Annotated in this window: 13 protein-coding genes and 1 pseudogene; 2 read left to right on the top strand and 12 right to left on the bottom strand. The window is 49.3% G+C overall.

What is annotated here, in order from left to right; all coding sequences use genetic code 11:
* Positions 1-38 precede the first annotated feature (38 nt).
* Together aroH and ppsR are read right to left on the bottom strand one after the other, a co-directional pair.
* On the bottom strand, positions 39-1,085 hold the full coding sequence (gene aroH, locus PS053_RS03565) for a 3-deoxy-7-phosphoheptulonate synthase AroH (protein WP_001082208.1): 1,047 nt from the start codon (positions 1,083-1,085) through the stop codon (positions 39-41).
* Positions 1,086-1,241: 156 nt separating this feature from the next.
* Positions 1,242-2,075 carry a posphoenolpyruvate synthetase regulatory kinase/phosphorylase PpsR gene (ppsR, locus tag PS053_RS03560; protein ID WP_000368058.1) on the bottom strand — a complete coding sequence of 278 codons (834 nt, stop codon included), beginning with the start codon at positions 2,073-2,075 and terminating at the stop codon, positions 1,242-1,244.
* A 332-nt stretch (positions 2,076-2,407) separates the two neighbouring features.
* On the opposite strand from ppsR, the gene ppsA reads away from it, so the two are divergent.
* A complete protein-coding gene (ppsA, locus tag PS053_RS03555; RefSeq protein ID WP_025238934.1) occupies positions 2,408-4,786 on the top strand; it encodes a phosphoenolpyruvate synthase in 2,379 nt (792 codons plus the stop codon).
* A 54-nt stretch (positions 4,787-4,840) separates the two neighbouring features.
* Here ppsA and fadK read toward each other — a convergent pair whose 3' ends face one another.
* The 5 genes from fadK to PS053_RS03530 are packed head-to-tail and all read right to left on the bottom strand — an operon-like array spanning position 4,841 to position 9,901.
* Positions 4,841-6,487 (bottom strand): medium-chain fatty-acid--CoA ligase, encoded by a 1,647-nt coding sequence (gene fadK / locus PS053_RS03550; protein WP_256878956.1) that lies wholly within the window; start codon positions 6,485-6,487, stop codon positions 4,841-4,843.
* A 56-nt stretch (positions 6,488-6,543) separates the two neighbouring features.
* The gene (locus PS053_RS03545) at positions 6,544-6,837 is read right to left on the bottom strand and encodes a ferredoxin family protein (RefSeq protein WP_000081087.1); all 294 of its coding nucleotides are present in this window, start codon (positions 6,835-6,837) and stop codon (positions 6,544-6,546) included.
* Complete coding sequence (locus tag PS053_RS03540) at positions 6,834-8,123, bottom strand: FAD-dependent oxidoreductase (RefSeq protein WP_059218833.1); 1,290 nt, start codon at positions 8,121-8,123, stop codon at positions 6,834-6,836. Before PS053_RS03540 ends, PS053_RS03545 begins: the two co-directional genes overlap by 4 nt.
* Before the next feature lie 55 nt (positions 8,124-8,178).
* On the bottom strand, positions 8,179-9,117 hold the full coding sequence (locus PS053_RS03535) for an electron transfer flavoprotein subunit alpha (protein ID WP_000041111.1): 939 nt from the start codon (positions 9,115-9,117) through the stop codon (positions 8,179-8,181).
* 19 nt (positions 9,118-9,136) lie between these two features.
* The gene (locus PS053_RS03530; protein ID WP_000692108.1) at positions 9,137-9,901 is read right to left on the bottom strand and encodes an electron transfer flavoprotein; all 765 of its coding nucleotides are present in this window, start codon (positions 9,899-9,901) and stop codon (positions 9,137-9,139) included.
* 315 nt (positions 9,902-10,216) lie between these two features.
* Here PS053_RS03530 and PS053_RS03525 point away from each other — a divergent pair, with 315 nt between their 5' ends.
* Positions 10,217-11,128 (top strand): AraC family transcriptional regulator, encoded by a 912-nt coding sequence (locus tag PS053_RS03525; RefSeq protein WP_000284321.1) that lies wholly within the window; start codon positions 10,217-10,219, stop codon positions 11,126-11,128.
* Positions 11,129-11,171: 43 nt separating this feature from the next.
* Here PS053_RS03525 and PS053_RS03520 read toward each other — a convergent pair whose 3' ends face one another.
* From PS053_RS03520 to PS053_RS03500, 5 genes and pseudogenes are all read right to left on the bottom strand, one after another.
* A complete protein-coding gene (locus tag PS053_RS03520; RefSeq protein WP_000347813.1) occupies positions 11,172-12,323 on the bottom strand; it encodes an acyl-CoA dehydrogenase in 1,152 nt (383 codons plus the stop codon).
* A 13-nt stretch (positions 12,324-12,336) separates the two neighbouring features.
* On the bottom strand, positions 12,337-13,932 hold the full coding sequence (locus tag PS053_RS03515; RefSeq protein ID WP_000805712.1) for an acyl CoA:acetate/3-ketoacid CoA transferase: 1,596 nt from the start codon (positions 13,930-13,932) through the stop codon (positions 12,337-12,339).
* 142 nt (positions 13,933-14,074) lie between these two features.
* The gene (aroD, locus tag PS053_RS03510; RefSeq protein WP_000860168.1) at positions 14,075-14,833 is read right to left on the bottom strand and encodes a type I 3-dehydroquinate dehydratase; all 759 of its coding nucleotides are present in this window, start codon (positions 14,831-14,833) and stop codon (positions 14,075-14,077) included.
* A gap of 30 nt (positions 14,834-14,863) precedes the next feature.
* The gene (ydiB, locus tag PS053_RS03505) at positions 14,864-15,730 is read right to left on the bottom strand and encodes a quinate/shikimate dehydrogenase (RefSeq protein WP_000383451.1); all 867 of its coding nucleotides are present in this window, start codon (positions 15,728-15,730) and stop codon (positions 14,864-14,866) included.
* An 11-nt stretch (positions 15,731-15,741) separates the two neighbouring features.
* Positions 15,742-17,008, bottom strand: a pseudogene (locus tag PS053_RS03500) (MFS transporter).
* Between the last annotated feature and the right edge of the window lie 220 nt (positions 17,009-17,228).

Genomic DNA, 17,228 nt, shown 5'->3' with positions numbered 1-17,228 from the left:
TGTCTGAGTTGCCCATTCCTGTGGGAATGGGCAATCACCTAGAAACGAGTATCCACCGCAGCGGCGAGTTTTTCGACCAGGCTTTCAGTATCTTCCCAACCTAAGCACGGATCGGTGATCGACTGACCATAGGTGAGCGGGGTTCCGCTGACGATTTTTTGCGTGCCTTCGCGCAGGAAACTTTCCGCCATAATTCCGGCAATCGCCGTGGAGCCATTGCGGATTTGTTGGCAAACATCTTCACAGACTTCTAACTGACGACGATGCTGCTTCTGGCAGTTGCCGTGGCTGAAATCCACTACCAGATGTTCAGGTAAATCAAATTCATGCAACGTATCACAGGCAGCGGCGATATCATCGGCGTGGTAGTTTGGTTTTTTGCCGCCACGCATAATAATGTGACCATACGGGTTGCCGCTGGTCTGGTAGATGGTCATCTGACCGTTTTTATCCGGCGAAAGGAACATATGGCTGGCGCGGGCAGCGCGGATAGCATCCACGGCAATCCGTGTGTTGCCGTCGGTACCATTTTTAAAACCTACCGGGCAGGAGAGCGCCGAAGCCATCTCACGGTGGATCTGGCTTTCGGTTGTACGCGCGCCAATTGCTCCCCAACTAATTAGATCGGCAATAAACTGACCGGTCACCATATCGAGAAACTCAGTCGCGGTGGGCACGCCCAGCTCATTCACCTGCAACAGTAACTTACGTGCCAGTTCCAGGCCGTGATTTACGCGATAGCTGCCGTTTAAATCCGGGTCGGAAATTAAACCTTTCCAGCCGACAACGGTACGTGGTTTTTCAAAATAGGTACGCATGACGATTTCCAGTCGTGACTGATACTGGTTTCGCAGCGTCTGCAGACGGCTGGCGTACTCCATTGCGGCGGTTAGATCGTGGATCGAGCAGGGGCCAATAATGACCAACAGTCGCTTATCTTCACCATTCAGTATTTTTTCAATTCTGCGTCGGGAATCGATGACATGCCTGGCAACGCCAGGCGTTACGGGATACCGTAGCGCGAGTTCGGCGGGCGTTACCAGACTCTCGATACGCGCAGTACGGAGTTCGTCAGTTCTGTTCATTACAACTCTCAGAAATTTGTTGCTTCAATGGCAGGGTTGCCAGGAAGTGATGCGCATCACGATAAACCAATCCCTGCTGATTTCAAGAGCGGGGCAGGCAACGCCTTGCGCAATTGGCGGCATAATAACAAAAAGACGAACCCTTATACTAGTTATCTAGTACATTCTTCGATTCAGCCCCATAATATCGAGGATCTTGGTAGCAATCTCTTCTACCGAATAATTGGTACTGTTGATCCACGGGATTTGATTTTTGCGGTACAGCGCTTCTACTTCAGCTACTTCCATTCTGCACTGGCGCAGCGAGGCATAGCGGCTGTTCTCCCTGCGTTCCTCACGAATGGCCGCCAGCCGCTCTGGGTCGATAGTCAGGCCGAACAGTTTATGTTGCAGCGGTTTGAGTGACGCTGGCAGGACCAGATTGTCCATATCGTCGGCAATAAAGGGGTAGTTTGCCGCCCGGATGCCAAACTGCATCGCCAGATACAAACTGGTAGGCGTTTTTCCACAGCGGGAAACACCGAGCAGGATCACCTGTGCCTGATCGAGGTTGCGCAACGAAATACCATCATCATGGGCGAGGGTGTAATCAATTGCCGCTATGCGCGCATCATATTTATTGAGGTTATTGGGATTCAGACCGTGGGTACGGTGGGCGACAGGCGTCGGGTCCAGTTTCATCTCTTGTTGTAATGGTGCAACCAGCGCCTGAACAATATCCTGGCAAAAGCCTTCGCTTTGCAAAATGATGGCGCGAATTTCCGGCAGAACAATAGAGTAGAAGACCAGCGGACGTACGCCCGTCTGCTGGTAAATGGCGTCGATCTGATCTTTTACCGCTCGAGCACGGCTTTCATTTTCGACAAACGGCAGCGTAATGCTGCTGATAGTGACGGGAAATTGCGACATCACTGCATGACCCAAAACCTCCGCAGTAATTGCCGTACCATCAGAAATATAAAATACGTGGCGATCAACAGCATTATCCATTTTGTTCTTCCCGTGATGCAGACATAATTCTATGAAAGCATAAATTAAAAATGTGAAGAAGCGTATATGGAGATGCTTATTTTATAAAATGAACCTGTAATTTTATTTTTTATGAAAACAGCATTTCATTTTTTCATCTCATTTATACCGATGGTTTATGTGGGAATCATCGAAGAGCATGTTTTTGCGCAACGCCATGAGCACGCTTAAAAGATAAAAAAATTATATTTGCTTGAACGATTCACCGTTTTTTTCAGCGGATTAAATATGCCAGGATAAATGCGCAGAAATGTGTTTCTCAAACCGTTCATTTATCACAAAAGGATTGTTCGATGTCCAACAATGGCTCGTCACCGCTGGTGCTTTGGTATAACCAACTCGGCATGAATGATGTAGACAGGGTTGGAGGCAAAAATGCCTCCCTGGGTGAAATGATTACTAACCTTTCCGGGATGGGCGTTTCCGTTCCGAATGGTTTTGCCACAACCGCCGATGCATTCAACCAGTTTCTGGATCAAAGCGGCGTAAACCAGCGCATTTATGAACTGCTGGATAAAACGGATATTGACGATGTAACCCAGCTTGCGAAAGCGGGGGCGCAAATCCGCCAGTGGATTATCGACACTCCCTTCCAGCCTGAGCTGGAAAATGCCATCCGCGAAGCCTATGCACAACTTTCCGCTGATGACGAAAACGCCTCTTTTGCGGTGCGGTCCTCTGCCACTGCGGAAGACATGCCGGACGCCTCCTTTGCCGGTCAGCAGGAAACCTTCCTCAACGTGCAGGGTTTTGATGCTGTTCTCGTGGCGGTGAAACACGTCTTTGCTTCGCTGTTTAACGATCGCGCCATCTCTTATCGCGTTCACCAGGGTTACGACCATCGCGGCGTGGCGCTCTCTGCGGGTGTTCAGCGGATGGTACGTTCCGATCTTGCGTCTTCTGGCGTGATGTTCTCCATTGATACCGAATCCGGCTTCGACCAGGTGGTGTTTATCACTTCCGCATGGGGGCTTGGTGAAATGGTGGTGCAGGGGGCTGTTAACCCGGATGAATTCTACGTCCATAAACCGACGCTGGCGGCGAATCGCCCGGCTATCGTGCGTCGCACCATGGGATCGAAAAAAATCCGTATGGTATATGCGCCGACCCAGGAACATGGCAAGCAAGTTAAAATCGAAGACGTACCGCAGGAACAGCGCGATATCTTCTCACTGACCAACGATGAAGTGCAGGAGCTGGCAAAACAGGCCGTACAAATTGAGAAACACTACGGTCGTCCGATGGATATTGAGTGGGCGAAAGATGGTCATACCGGCAAACTGTTTATTGTTCAGGCGCGCCCGGAAACCGTGCGTTCACGCGGCCAGGTCATGGAACGTTATACCCTGCATTCACAGGGTAAGATTATCGCTGAAGGTCGCGCTATCGGTCATCGCATTGGCGCGGGTCCGGTGAAAGTCATCCATGACATCAGCGAAATGAACCGCATTGAACCAGGAGACGTGCTGGTTACTGACATGACCGACCCGGATTGGGAACCGATCATGAAGAAAGCATCTGCCATCGTCACCAATCGTGGCGGTCGTACCTGTCACGCGGCGATCATCGCGCGTGAACTGGGTATTCCGGCGGTGGTTGGCTGTGGTGATGCGACCGAACGGATGAAAGACGGTGAGAACGTCACCGTTTCTTGTGCCGAAGGTGATACTGGCTATGTTTATGCTGAGTTGCTGGAGTTCAGCGTGAAAAGCTCCAGCGTGGAAACCATGCCGGATCTGCCGCTGAAAGTGATGATGAACGTCGGTAACCCGGACCGTGCTTTCGACTTCGCCTGCCTGCCGAACGAAGGCGTGGGGCTGGCACGTCTGGAATTTATCATCAACCGCATGATTGGCGTCCACCCGCGTGCATTACTTGAGTTCGACGATCAGGAACCGCAGTTGCAAAACGAAATTCGCCAGATGATGAAAGGTTTCGATTCTCCGCGTGAGTTTTATGTAGGCCGTCTGACGGAAGGGATCGCGACGCTGGGGGCGGCGTTTTATCCGAAGCGCGTCATTGTTCGTCTCTCTGACTTTAAATCTAATGAATACGCCAACCTCGTCGGCGGCGAGCGTTACGAACCGGATGAAGAAAACCCGATGCTGGGTTTCCGTGGCGCTGGGCGTTACGTTTCTGACAGCTTCCGCGATTGCTTCGCGCTGGAGTGTGAAGCAGTGAAACGCGTGCGCAACGACATGGGGCTGACCAACGTTGAAATCATGATCCCGTTCGTGCGTACTGTTGACCAGGCGAAAGCTGTGGTTGAAGAGCTGGCGCGTCAGGGCTTGAAACGTGGTGAAAATGGACTGAAAATCATCATGATGTGTGAGATCCCGTCCAACGCTTTACTGGCTGAACAGTTCCTCGAATACTTCGACGGTTTCTCAATCGGCTCTAACGACATGACGCAGTTGACGCTCGGTCTGGATCGTGACTCTGGCGTGGTGTCTGAACTGTTCGATGAGCGTAACGATGCCGTGAAAGCACTGCTATCAATGGCGATCCGCACCGCTAAGAAACAGGGTAAATATGTCGGTATTTGTGGTCAGGGACCGTCTGACCATGAAGACTTTGCCGCCTGGCTGATGGAAGAGGGAATCGATAGCTTGTCTCTGAACCCGGATACCGTGGTACAAACCTGGCTGAGTCTGGCTGAATTGAAGAAGTAAAATAAAACCCCGGCGGCGCTCAGTCGCCGGGGTTACGCTATTTTTTATAGCGGCTTATTCAGTAGACTCACAATAATCCTGAGTTAATCGGCGAATAATATCTTTCCTTAACAGAAATTTTTGTATTTTACCGGATGCTGTGCGCGGCAGTTTTTCGATTATCACAATATGTTCAGGATATTTATATTTCGCTACCCGTTTACGGCTAAAAAAAGCCACAACTTCTTCCAGCGATAATGAATGATGTGGCGATTTCAGCACGATGTAGGCACACGATCGCTCGCCTAACCGTTCATCGGGCATTGCCACCACACAGGCATCATGAATTTTAGGGTGCTGCAATAAAATATCTTCTACTTCACGACTGCTAATATTTTCTCCGCCGCGAACAATAATATCTTTTTTGCGCCCGGTTATTTTGATATAGCCCGCCTCATCCATGCGGCAGAGATCGCCACTGTAATACCAGCCATCATTATCCAGCGTATGGGCAGTTAATTCTGGTTCATCGAGATAGCCCATAAACACATTCGGGCCGCGCGAAGCCTCTTCGCCTTCACAACCTGGCGGTAAGGTCTTACGTTCATCGTCGACCACTTTGATCTCCACGCCAGCAGCCGCGTAACCATCGGTATGCATAAAGCGTGACAACGGATCATCGAGATTCACTACCGCATGTGGCGAACTTTCTGTTGAGCCATAAACGCTTAACAGTTTGATGCCGCGTTGTTGGCATTCACGCATCACTTTTTGGGGGATCGTGGTCCCGCCGCAAAGGAAGAAGCGTAGAGCAGAAAGGTCTGTGGGGTGTTTTTTCAGCAAATTCAGTAGATCATACACGAACGGCGTTGCGCCAAGCATACAGGTACAACGCTGTTGCTCAAGTAGCGAGAGACAGACTTCAGGCGTGAAGATATCTAACAACACGCTCTGTGCGCCAAGTAAAAATGGCGCCGTTACGCCATGCAGAAAACCTGTCGCGTGACCGAGTGGCGCGGGCATCATAAAAACATCCAGCCAGGTCAGATTTAGCCGTGCGCAATAAGCTCGCTCGCTGGCCAGGATATTGTTATGCGTCAGCATTACGCCCTTCGGCATACCTTCTGTCCCGGAGGTAAATAGTACCGCCGCTAATTCATCTCCGTGGCTTGATATTGCCGTACTCAGCGGAGCGTTGTCGGTAATAATCTGACTTAACGAGAGAGAAGAGGTGGCGGGAGCCAGTTTGTCTACAGCGACAATTTGTTGCAGTTGTGGTAGCTGATTTTGCAGCGGCAGGATTAAATCTACCGGACGTGTTTGTTTAAATAACGTTGGCGCAAAGAACATTTTCGCCTGGCACTTATTGAGCACCCAGATCAGTTCCGCTTCTCGCCAGGAAGGCAATAGCGGCACGGAGACCGCACCAGTTTTCAGGCAGGCGAGATAGATAACGGTAAATTCACACCAGCCGGGCAGTTGAAAAGCGACGCGATCGCCGGATTCAATACCGTTCTCCAGCATCCAGCTTGCCAGACAGCTCGCGGCATGATCGAGCGAGCTATAGGTGTACGATGCACCATGATTATCGACCACAGCTATTTTGTCCGGCATTGCCCGTACGGTCTGGTGCCAGTAATCCGCCAACGAAGCATCGCCCCATAATCCTTGCTGACGATATGCTGCACGACGTTGCGCGTTAAATGTTAATGTCACTTTCATTTGTCATTCCCGAAACTGAACGTCAGGCCCGATGTCCGGGCCTGTGGGAGGCGTAATTAGCCGTAACGGAAATCAATACCGAAGGTACCTGCGGGGTATTGCCACTGTTCGAGAATGGTGTTGCCGCACAGCACCCTGCAGGTGCCGCATTCCAGACAGCCAGCGGAATCAAAATGGATATTTCCGGCTTCATCCTGTTTATAAAGTCCCGCAGGGCAGGCTTTCATTAATTTACGAAATTCATTGATATCAGGATTTGCTGCCAGGATGATGTGCGGATTCCCCTCATCAACATGGAATTTGTTAACGCCTAATTTAACGTCAACGTTTACTGTAGCGTTCTGACTCATAGCGCGGTTGCTCCCTTAATGCCATCTTTCAGCAGGTTGATCAGGCCGATTTTCTTCGCGTGTCCGAGTATCATTTTGCGTACTGGCTGATTTGGCCTACCGTCAATGGTGAACATATCGTTCATGATGTCGGCGACCATGCGTGGGTATTGGCTAAACAGGCGTGGGTTTTCCATCAGCGCCGGGATCTTGCGAAAATGCTGCATATCGCGGATGACGCAACTTTGTTCCAGTTCGCGTTTGTATTGCGCCAGACTGTTGGCAGAGAAATCAGCACGCTCTTTGGCGGCAATAGCCGTTGTGGCGGCGGCCTGTGCCGAAGCGATGGCTAAATCCATTCCACGAACCGTAAAGCCCAGGTTAAGGCAGAAACCGGCTGCGTCACCGACGATCATTACGCCATCGTTAACCAGTTGCGGCACCATCGCCAGACCACCTTCCGGTACCATATGTGCGGAGTACTCAAGCAATTTCCCGCCACTGATCAGCGGGCGAATGGTGGGATGCTGTTTAAAATCTTCCAGCATCTGCGGTACGCTTTTTTGCGCATGAGCGATATCGCCCAATCCACAAACCAGACCCAACGACACGGAGTCGCGATTGGTATAGAGAAATCCACCGCCCATCAGGCCGTCAGAAGGCGAACCAGCAAACAGCCATGCAGCACCTTCATTGTCCGTAACATTAAAACGATCGTTGATTTGCTGTGGCGTGAGACCAATGACTTCTTTAACGCCGACGGCGTAATGATGTGGATCGGAGGCGGGAACCATTCCCAGCGAACGACCAAGTATTGAGTTGACGCCATCAGCCAGAATTACCACATTTGCTTCGAGAATATCATCCCCGGCCTGTACGCCTGTGACCTTGTTGCCTTCACGAACCAGCGCGTCGACGCGAACGCCCGGAATAAACTGTGCGCCTGCCTGTTCGGCTTGTTCCATCAACCACGGGTCGAGACGATTGCGCAATACGGTATAAGACACGTGTTGCGCAACATCGGGTTGCTCACGGTGAAAATCGAGGGTTACGGCGCGCTCTTCAGTCAAGAAGGAGATTTTCTCGCGCGTGACTTCGCGTTCAATCGGTGCTGATGCGGCAAAGCCTGGAATGATTGCTTCAAGCGAGTGGGCATAGAGTCGCCCGCCGGTCATATTTTTGCATCCGGCGCTGTCGCCGCGTTCTATTACCAGCACATCCAGCCCGGCTCGCGCCATGACCAGTGCAGCAACGGTACCCGCAACACCCGCACCGACCACAATGGCATCAAATTTATCATCCGACATGCGTTATGCTCCCTTCCCGCTGCGTAAACAGCGGGAGATGTGGTTGAAAAGGGGATTAGTGGCCCAACTGGTTAATCAGGGCAGGGACCACTTTGTAGATATCGCCAACCAGACCGTAGTCGGCATAGTTGAAGATTGGCGCGTTTTTATCTTTATTGATGGCAACAATCACTTTCGCGCCGTTGCCGCCGACCATATGCTGGATCTGCCCGGAAATCCCCAACGTCAGGTAGAGATCGGATTTCAGCAGCACGCCGGAAACACCAATGTAGCGTTCGCGCTCCATCCAGTTCTCGCCTTCAGCAATTGGACGTGAACAGCCGACTTCAGCATTCAGCGCCGCTGCCAGTTCGTGGACCATTTTCAGATCATCCTGTGCTGCCAGACCACGACCGACACCGACCACGCGTTTTGCTTTACTCAGGTCCACGCTGCTTGCCGCTTTCGCACGGCGTTCGCGGCAGAGAATTTCATGACGCGGGGCAACGTAAGGCACAGTTTCAATCGGACACTGATGAGAGGCGTCATGGGCGCATGGTTCCTGGACACCGGGTGCAAGGGTGATTATTGCCAATGGACTGTTGATTTTTTCCTGGGCAAATGCCAGTCCGCCATACATACGGTGTTCAGCACAAACGTGGTTATCAACCACGTCAACTTCTGTAGCATCGTTTACCAGGGCTGCATTCAGTTGCACGCTCAACCGCGCCGCCAGAGCTTTACCGCGTTTAGTGGCGGATATGAGTAACATTGAGGGAGCTTTATCTTTAAGCAGGGAGGCGATGCTTTCAGCGTAATTTTCAATGCGTTGCAGTGATGAATTTTGCTCCAGCACATAAATGCCGAGAGGACCATATGGCATAACCGCCTGCGCCTGGTCGGCATTTTGTACAATGGCATATACCTGTTGACCCCATTGTTGCGCACCGCCAAACAGTTCGGCATAACGTTCAGGGTTATCGCTAAAGACCCAGACGTTGGTTAATTTGCTCATTGTGTAATCTCCGTTGGCTTTAGTTCAGGGCTTTTTTCAGATGTTCCGCCAGCTCGGCAATGGCTTCCGGCGAATCGTTTTCGAAAATGATGTGTTTGCGTTCGGTTTGCGGCGGTACGCGAATGCCGGTTAATTCGGCAAGTGGCGCGCTCTGGCTCCAGCCAATATCACTCGCCTGCCACTGGTTCACCGGTTTTTTACCCGCGCCGAGAATGGCTTTCATCGATGGAATACGTGGCACGTTAATATCTGATGTGACGCAGAGCACGGCAGGAACAGAGAGTTCAATCACTTCAACTTCATCTTCAAGAGTGCGTTCAACCACCAGCGTATTCCCCTGACGCTGAATAGCACTCACCGCATTGATCACAGGGAGTTGCAACATTTCTCCCACCAGCAGGCCGACCTGCTGGGCATAGAGATCGCCGGAACCTTCACCAAAGATCAGTAAATCGAAACCGATCTTTTCTGCTGCCGCTGCCAGTGCCTTTGCGGTATCGACGGGGAGCGCGTGCTCAAGCTGGGCGTCCTGCACCATATACAGGCTGTGTGGCCCACGAGATAACACGTCTTTGCGTACTTTTGAGTTTTGCAACAATGAACCGCCGACGGTCAGCGCGACAATCTCATCGCCATCGCCTGCGAGCAGGTTGGCGGCTTCAATGGCATTGAGATCAAACTGGCTGATTTTGGCGTCGGTATTGTCGAAATTAAGGGTGTAGTCGGGAGTGACCACAATGTCCTGTTCTTCAGGCACCAGCTTAAAGCAGGTTATTATTTTCATGATTTCTCCTGTGAGTCGCATACGGAACCATCTCCGATGGAAGGTAAAAATGGCCTGAAAATAGTGTGCGATAGCAGGAAGGGGTTTTCGACGGAGCAAGCTGTTTTCCTTGCCAACAATCTTGCAAAAAAAATGCGATCGTGAAAACAAAAGCGAAATATACAGAAATATTATTCTGTGCTGGACGTACTATCTTGCATTCACTGTAAATAATCTTGTTTAGCTCTCGCTAAACGCAGTTGTATAACCGCCGTACACGCCGTATTTTATCCTGCATATATTGTTTTTGCTTGCTCATGGAATAGGGAGGTTGTCATGTATCAACACCGTTTTGATAATGCCAGCGAAACACTGTTTGTGCCCGGTAAAACGCCACGACTTTCACGCTTTGCCTTTAGTGATGATCCCAAATGGGAGTCGGGGCACCACGTTCATGATAATGAAACCGAGCTAATTTACGTCAAAAAGGGAGTGGCAAGGTTTACCATTGACTCTTCATTATATGTCGCCCATGCCGATGACATTGTGGTAATAGAATGCGGCAGGCTACATGCGGTGGCTTCTGACGTTAATGACCCGGCGACGACCTGTACCTGTGCGCTGTACGGTTTTCAGTTTCAGGGCGCAGAGGAAAATCAGTTACTGCAACCCCACTCCTGTCCGGTGATTGCCGCAGGGCAGGGAAAAGAGGTCATCAAAACTCTTTTTAATGAGTTAAGCGTTATATTGCCGCAAAGTAAAAGCGGCCAGACATCTTCAACGTGGGACGCTTTTGCGTATACATTAGCGATTCTTTATTATGAGAACTTTAAAAATGCCTATCGTTCGGAACAGGGATATATTAAAAAAGATATTCTGATAAAAGATGTTCTTTTTTATCTTAATAATAATTATCGCGAAAAAATCACCTTAGAGCAGTTATCGAAAAAATTCCGCGCTAGCGTCAGCTATATTTGTCATGAGTTTACCAAAGAGTATCGTATTTCTCCCATTAACTATGTAATTCAACGACGCATGACGGAAGCGAAATGGTCGTTGACCAATACAGATTTGTCACAGGCAGAGATCTCATGGCTCGTGGGTTATGAAAATGTTGACCATTTTGCCAAACTGTTTTTGCGCCACGTAGGCTGCTCGCCCAGTGATTACCGCAGACAATTTAAAAACTGTTTTGCTGAACAAGCGATTTTGTCTGAATTTCCTCAACCTGTCAGTCTTGTCGGATAAATCAGGCGGCGCAGTTTGGGTTCGAAGCTGCGCCGCCTGAAGATTATTTATTCTGGTAATCTTTCAGGATTTGTCGGCCCGCAACATAAATCATTATTTCGTCAGTACCGCCGCCGATGCGTTCACAGCGGACATCGCGCCAGAAGCGGGAGACGCGCGCCTCATCGGTATAACCCAGACCGCCCATGATTTGAATTGCATCATCAATGACTTCCAGCGCTGTGCGGGCGCAGTACAGTTTTGCCAGTGCCGCGCTGGTGCGCAGTGATTGATGCTGGTCAGCTTGCCAGGCGACTTTCAGTACCATATTGCGCATGTTGTCGATTTTTATCGCCATTAACGCCAGTTTCTCCTGGATCATCTGGTTATGACCAATCGGTTTACCAAACGCGATACGCTGATTAGCATAACGGGCGGCATCTTCAAATGCGCATTCGGCAAAGCCGGTGCTGCGGGCGGCGTTGATCAGACGTTCCATCTCAAAGTTGTACATCACGTTGAGGAAACCCATACCTTCTTCGCCAACCATGTCACTCTCATCAACTTCAACGTTGTCGAGATAGACTTCGCAGGTGCTCAGCATATGCCAGCCAATTTTATGCAACGGGTTGATCTTGATGCCGGGTTTGCTGGACTCGACCCACCACAATGTGAAGGCTTTTTTCGGGTCTTTAGGTTCTGGATCACGGGCCAGTACCAGCATATACGGGTACTCTTTCGCGCCGGTAATAAAGGTTTTCTGTCCGTTGATGTAAACCTTGCCGTTTTTACGTGTGTACGTGGTGGTGGCGCTGTTGTTGTCTGAGCCAGCGCCTGGTTCCGTCAACGCCAGGGCATAGGCGGGATCCCCCGTTTCCAGGGTACTTTCTGCTGTTTTACGTAGCTGCTCCGCAGAACCGAAGCGTCGCATGCTGTGAATACATTGACCATTAGTAATTAAAAACGCTGGAGCGCCGCATTTGGATACTTCCATCAATGCCAGCATTTGGGTGACATAATCAGCTGGGATGCCACCGAATTCTTCTGGTACACCAAGCATGGAAATGCCGTTTTCTGCCAGCGCTTGCATAAATTCACGCGGATACGTACCGTTTTGATCGCAGGTACGAAAATATTCTTCCGGGAAGTTGGTTGTAATCAGATCGCGAATACTGGCCAGCAGTAGTTCTTGTTCTTCAGTTAAAGAAAAATCCATTATTATACTCCTGTTAATGAGCCGCTTCAGGCAGGACAAAACCCATCGCCGCATCGATAAATAACCTTTCGTCCATCAGCTTAAGCTCAGGCGAAATAACTGGGGTGAAATCCATTCTGTCGAGAATATCTTTTTGCAAATCAACGCCGGGAGCAATTTCGATTAAATGCAGGCCGTCTTCTTTCAGCGTAAATACGGCGCGCTCAGTGATATAACGAACATCCAGTCCCCGTTCGAGAGCGATTTTTCCGCTGAAAGTGATTTCCGGTAGTTCACGGATAAATTTCTTCACTCGTCCTTCCTGGACAATGTTTAATTTACCGTCGGTAATTTCCGTTTTTAAACTGCCTGCGGTTAAAGTGCCGCAGAAAATAATTTTCTTCGAGGTGGCGCTGATATCAATAAATCCACCAGTGCCCATAATTTTGCCATTGAATTTATGCACGCCAACGTTACCGTGCTGATCGACTTCGGCAAAACTTAAATAACAAACATCCAGACCACCGCCGTGGTAAAAATCGAACTGGGACGTCATGTCCAGAATGGCGCGGGTATTAACGTTTGCGCCAAATGCAATTCCTTGTGAGGTAATGCCGCCAATCGGACCGGTTTCGACTGTCAGAATAAAGTCATCAGCACAACCTTCTTCCCGGGCGACCAGACCAATGCCGTCGGCAATGCCTACGCCGACATTACCAACTGCGCCTGTGCGCATTTCGTATAACGCCCGCCGCGCAACCAGTTTACGCTGGTTGAGGGGGAGGGTCAGTTTGGTGCTGTCATCGAGCGTGAAATCGCCGGAAATAAAGCGATTGACCGGCGCACCGCCATATAGCTGAGTTTGCTCGGGGTCGACGACCACAATATCTACCAAATACCCCGGAATACGGACCGCTTTTGGATGCAATGTGGCTTTCTTAACCATTTTTTGCACCTGCATCATCACGATACCGCCGTTATTATGCACCGCCTGGGCAATCACCAGTGCGTCGAGATACATGACTTCGTCTTCAAATGAGGCGTAGCCTTCACTATCGCAGGTGGTGGCGCGAATAAAAGCAATATCCGGGGCTATCGCTTTGTAATAGAGATATTCTTTATTATCGAATTCGACCAGTTTAATCAGGTCTTCTTTGGTCACATCATTCAATTTGCCGCCTTGTTGGCGTGGGTCGACAAATGTCCCGATGCCAATATCGCTAATAATTCCTGGCTGGTGGGCTGCGGCGGCACGCAGTGTTTGAGTAAGCACGCCTTGCGGATAGTTATAAGCGGCAATTTTATTTTGTTCTGCAAGATCAGAAATACGCGGTGATTGTCCCCAGTGTCCGCATAATGCCCATTTTACCAGACCCTCTTGCGCCAGCGGACTAATACCACGGTCGGCGCGATCGCCAAGCCCTGTGGGGCTAATAATTGATAAATTACGTGGCGTCTGTGTTTGTTTATATTTCTCGGCAAGGGCGGTAATTAATGTTGTGGCTTCCAGAATACCGCCGCCTGCGCCTAATACACAAAGCGTTGCTTCGTCGGGAATATAATTTACCGCTTCCTGTGCTGACAGGACCGGTACACGCCCATTAATACGTGGTGGTTTTACAGGTTTCATTGTTTTTTCCTGATTCAGGTGTGAATTTGCCTGCGCATGATAAAAATAGCGCACAGATACCCACAGAATATTTTTGTTAAATACTCTTGAAAAATAGTGTCTTTATTCGGCGGGAGTTATTATTCCCGCCGGCGATTATTTATTATGCCTGGTGCAAAATACTTAATACTGTGCGTAAATCATTAACCGATATTTGCCCGGGGGCAGAGGCTTTTTTTACTGCGCCAAAGGTTGCCGCTGAACCAAATACTTCACCTGCCAGACGGGAAATGACGCCAGTCTTTGCCATCGACATGGTGATGATCGGGCGATCGGCATACTGTTCGTGCATCTCCAGGGTTGCGGCAAGCAAAGTCAGCACATCGCTGGTGTTTTGCGGCATCAGCGCAATTTTAGGAATATCGGCATTGAAGGACTGCATTTTGCGCAGGCGGGCAATGATTTCTTCGGCTTCCGGCGTTTTATGGAAGTCATGGTTGGACATTACAACTTTCACATCATGCTCGTGGGCGTAGGCGACAGTTTCTTTAACCTGTGCATCACCGGTAAATAATTCCAGATCGATCATATCGACCAGACCACTGTCGATGGCGGCGCGATTGAGCGCAATATAAGCCTCAGTGGAAAGAGCCTGTTCACCGCCTTCTTTGGCGCTGCGGAAGGTAAACAGCAGTGGTTTTTCCGGCATGACTTCACGGAGGATCCTGGCCGCTGCCATGACAGACTCCATACTGGAGAGGTCGGCAAAGTGGTCAACGCGCCATTCGAGAATATCAAAGTCCGCTTCGCGATAGGCGAGAGCTTCTGATTTCACGCTGGCGATATCTTTCGCCATCAGCGACACGATAATCTTTGGTGCGCCCGCGCCAATGACGAGATCTTTTACGGTTACGGTTTTCATTTTTTACCCTTTCTGCACGCGGTCAGCCTGTCAGGCGCCGAACCCCATGACCTGTTTAACGTATTCCAGAGGGAAATCTTTACCAGTCCATAACTTGAACTGTTCAGCCCCTTGCCACAACAACATGCCGTATCCATCAATCGTTTTGCAACCGGCTTGTTGCGCCTGTTGCAATAACTTCGTCATATGCGGATTGTAGACACATTCTGTGACCAAAAGTCCGGGATGTAATAGACTGATATCATTGATTAATGATTCATTTTCAAGCGGTTTCATTCCCACTTTGGTGCCGTTGGTTAAAATATCGGCGGAAGCCAGAGCTTCAGCAAAGGCTTGCTGATCGGCGAGATCCGTGACCGTGACGACACAATCGGTGTTTTCGTTGACCCGCTGAGCGAAGGCGAGGGCTTTATCAAAAAACTCATCTTTGCGGTTGAAGAGTTTAATTTCTTTTAAACCTTCAATCGCCCCTTGGGCGCCAATCGCTGTTGATGCGCCGCCAGCGCCTAACAGGACCATCGTTTTGCCTGTGATATCAAAACCGCTCTCTTTAATGGCGCGAATATGGCCTGTACCATCGGTGTTATAGCCACGCAGGTAACCATCATCATTGACGATGGTATTGATAGCGCCTACCAGTTTTGCCGCTGGCGTTAATTCATCAACATATTCACAAGCCAGTTGTTTATTTGGCATCGATACGCCTGTGCCACGCATTTTTAAGGCTTTTAGTCCTTCAATGGCACCGGCAAAGCTGTCGTTATCCACTTCGAAGGCCATATAGGTAAATGGTAATCCCGCTTTTTCTAACGCTTTATTTTGCATTTCAGGCGATAAACTGTGGCGGATAGGATAAGCCATCAGGCCAATCAATTCATATTTAGCCGTAACATCCATAATTAACTCCTTTAACCTTTATTCTTAATGGTGCTTAACTGAGGTGCGGAAATAGTGTTCGCCCAACCGTAAATCTTTTTCGGGAATAATAAAGACACGGTAATAGCGAATGAAAACAATAATCGCGGTAATCAGAGCTAATAACGCGAAAATAAAATCAAGAACAATGATATATTGCAGGCCGATATTCGAAAGATATCCGGTAATCAGCGGAATAACAAAGTTTGCCAGCCCACCCATCATCATATAAATACTGGTAACTTTGGCTTTGCTTTTGGGGAAAAACTCCGACATGACCGACACGCCAAGTTGTAAAATGCCGCCAGCAGCAGAGAAACCGATAACAAAGGCGCCGGCATTACAGACCAGCGGAGAAGGGTACAGATAAATAATGGCGGCTGTTACCGTTGCCAGTGCAGAGTTAAAAACATTAGCCCAGATAGGTCGGACCATTTTTTTCAGTAATGCGGCGAAAATAAAGACGCAGACCAGTGAACCCATACTGTAATAAGAAATGGTTTTTAAAGCCTCGGCTTCGGACATACCGGCAAACGCCATCGCATATTTTGGCATCCACACCACTATCACATAAAAGGTTGAGAATGCGGCAACGCCGAACAGTACAGATGAAACCCCCTCCAGCCAGACTAGCGGTTTACTGTTCATTTGCGGCAATTCATTGGCAACGCTGGCATCCACCAACTGACTGGGGAATTTGCTTTTCAATAGCATCAGCGTAATCAGGACAAATAAAATGCCTGGAATGATTAGCCCGTAGCCGTACCAGATATTATTTAACAGCATATAGCTCACCAGCATCGGATAGAGCATTTGACCGAATGAGATCATTGCTTTAACCAGAATTACCGCCGAACCGGAGGCTTTCGGGAAACACTCCATGAGAGCCGGGTAACCGCCAGTATCAAGAGCTGAGTTGGCGATACCGACGCACACCGCCAGGCAGTAAGCGAGAGTTAAATTTGGACAGGCGGGAATACCAAAGAAAAACAGCATATACATGGCCACCGCCATTAATATTACCGTCCGCCGACCAAATTTATCGGATATCACGCCGAAGAATAAAATGCTTATCAGGCGACCCAGACCAATGCCGGAAATTAAATAGGCAATGCCAGCATTGTCGGTAGAAAACTTCTCAGCCAGAGATGACATGTTTTGTGCAAGCGTAATAACGCTGATGCCATGTAGAAAATAGCTGAAATAGATACAAAGAACAGCCAGGATAAATGGCGTGCTGAAAGCCTTATTTTGAGACATTTTCACAGCTCCTTGCTGAAAATGAGAAAATATTTTATTACCGTGCATATGTCATTTGCCGGTTTACTTAAGCAATATACTGAAGTTGTTTCTTTCTGGGTACATGGCATAAAGTTTATCTTTCCAGGGATATTGCACGTAATATTGCGAGTCTTGCTGTTTTTGCGGGCTTTCCTCTCTGAGCATGACTGAATAATTGCTTTTTCTCGTAAGATCTTGC

Source organism: Escherichia albertii (assembly GCF_028622335.1).
Classification (GTDB): domain Bacteria; phylum Pseudomonadota; class Gammaproteobacteria; order Enterobacterales; family Enterobacteriaceae; genus Escherichia; species Escherichia albertii.
Note: the sequence above shows the minus strand (reverse complement) of the source record. Positions and strands in the feature narration are given on the sequence as shown.

Bases quoted from the DNA above. Each gene is read 5' to 3' on its own strand.
- PS053_RS03525 (WP_000284321.1), top strand. From the start codon at position 10,217: ATGTATCAACACCGTTTTGATAATGCCAGCGAAACACTGTTTGTGCCC.
- PS053_RS03535 (WP_000041111.1), bottom strand. From the start codon at position 9,117: ATGAGCAAATTAACCAACGTCTGGGTCTTTAGCGATAACCCTGAACGT.
- fadK (WP_256878956.1), bottom strand. From the start codon at position 6,487: ATGAAAGTGACATTAACATTTAACGCGCAACGTCGTGCAGCATATCGT.
- ppsR (WP_000368058.1), bottom strand. From the start codon at position 2,075: ATGGATAATGCTGTTGATCGCCACGTATTTTATATTTCTGATGGTACG.
- aroD (WP_000860168.1), bottom strand. From the start codon at position 14,833: ATGAAAACCGTAACCGTAAAAGATCTCGTCATTGGCGCGGGCGCACCA.
- PS053_RS03545 (WP_000081087.1), bottom strand. From the start codon at position 6,837: ATGAGTCAGAACGCTACAGTAAACGTTGACGTTAAATTAGGCGTTAAC.
- aroH (WP_001082208.1), bottom strand. From the start codon at position 1,085: ATGAACAGAACTGACGAACTCCGTACTGCGCGTATCGAGAGTCTGGTA.
- PS053_RS03540 (WP_059218833.1), bottom strand. From the start codon at position 8,123: ATGTCGGATGATAAATTTGATGCCATTGTGGTCGGTGCGGGTGTTGCG.
- ydiB (WP_000383451.1), bottom strand. From the start codon at position 15,730: ATGGATGTTACGGCTAAATATGAATTGATTGGCCTGATGGCTTATCCT.
- PS053_RS03515 (WP_000805712.1), bottom strand. From the start codon at position 13,932: ATGAAACCTGTAAAACCACCACGTATTAATGGGCGTGTACCGGTCCTG.
- ppsA (WP_025238934.1), top strand. From the start codon at position 2,408: ATGTCCAACAATGGCTCGTCACCGCTGGTGCTTTGGTATAACCAACTC.
- PS053_RS03530 (WP_000692108.1), bottom strand. From the start codon at position 9,901: ATGAAAATAATAACCTGCTTTAAGCTGGTGCCTGAAGAACAGGACATT.
- PS053_RS03520 (WP_000347813.1), bottom strand. From the start codon at position 12,323: ATGGATTTTTCTTTAACTGAAGAACAAGAACTACTGCTGGCCAGTATT.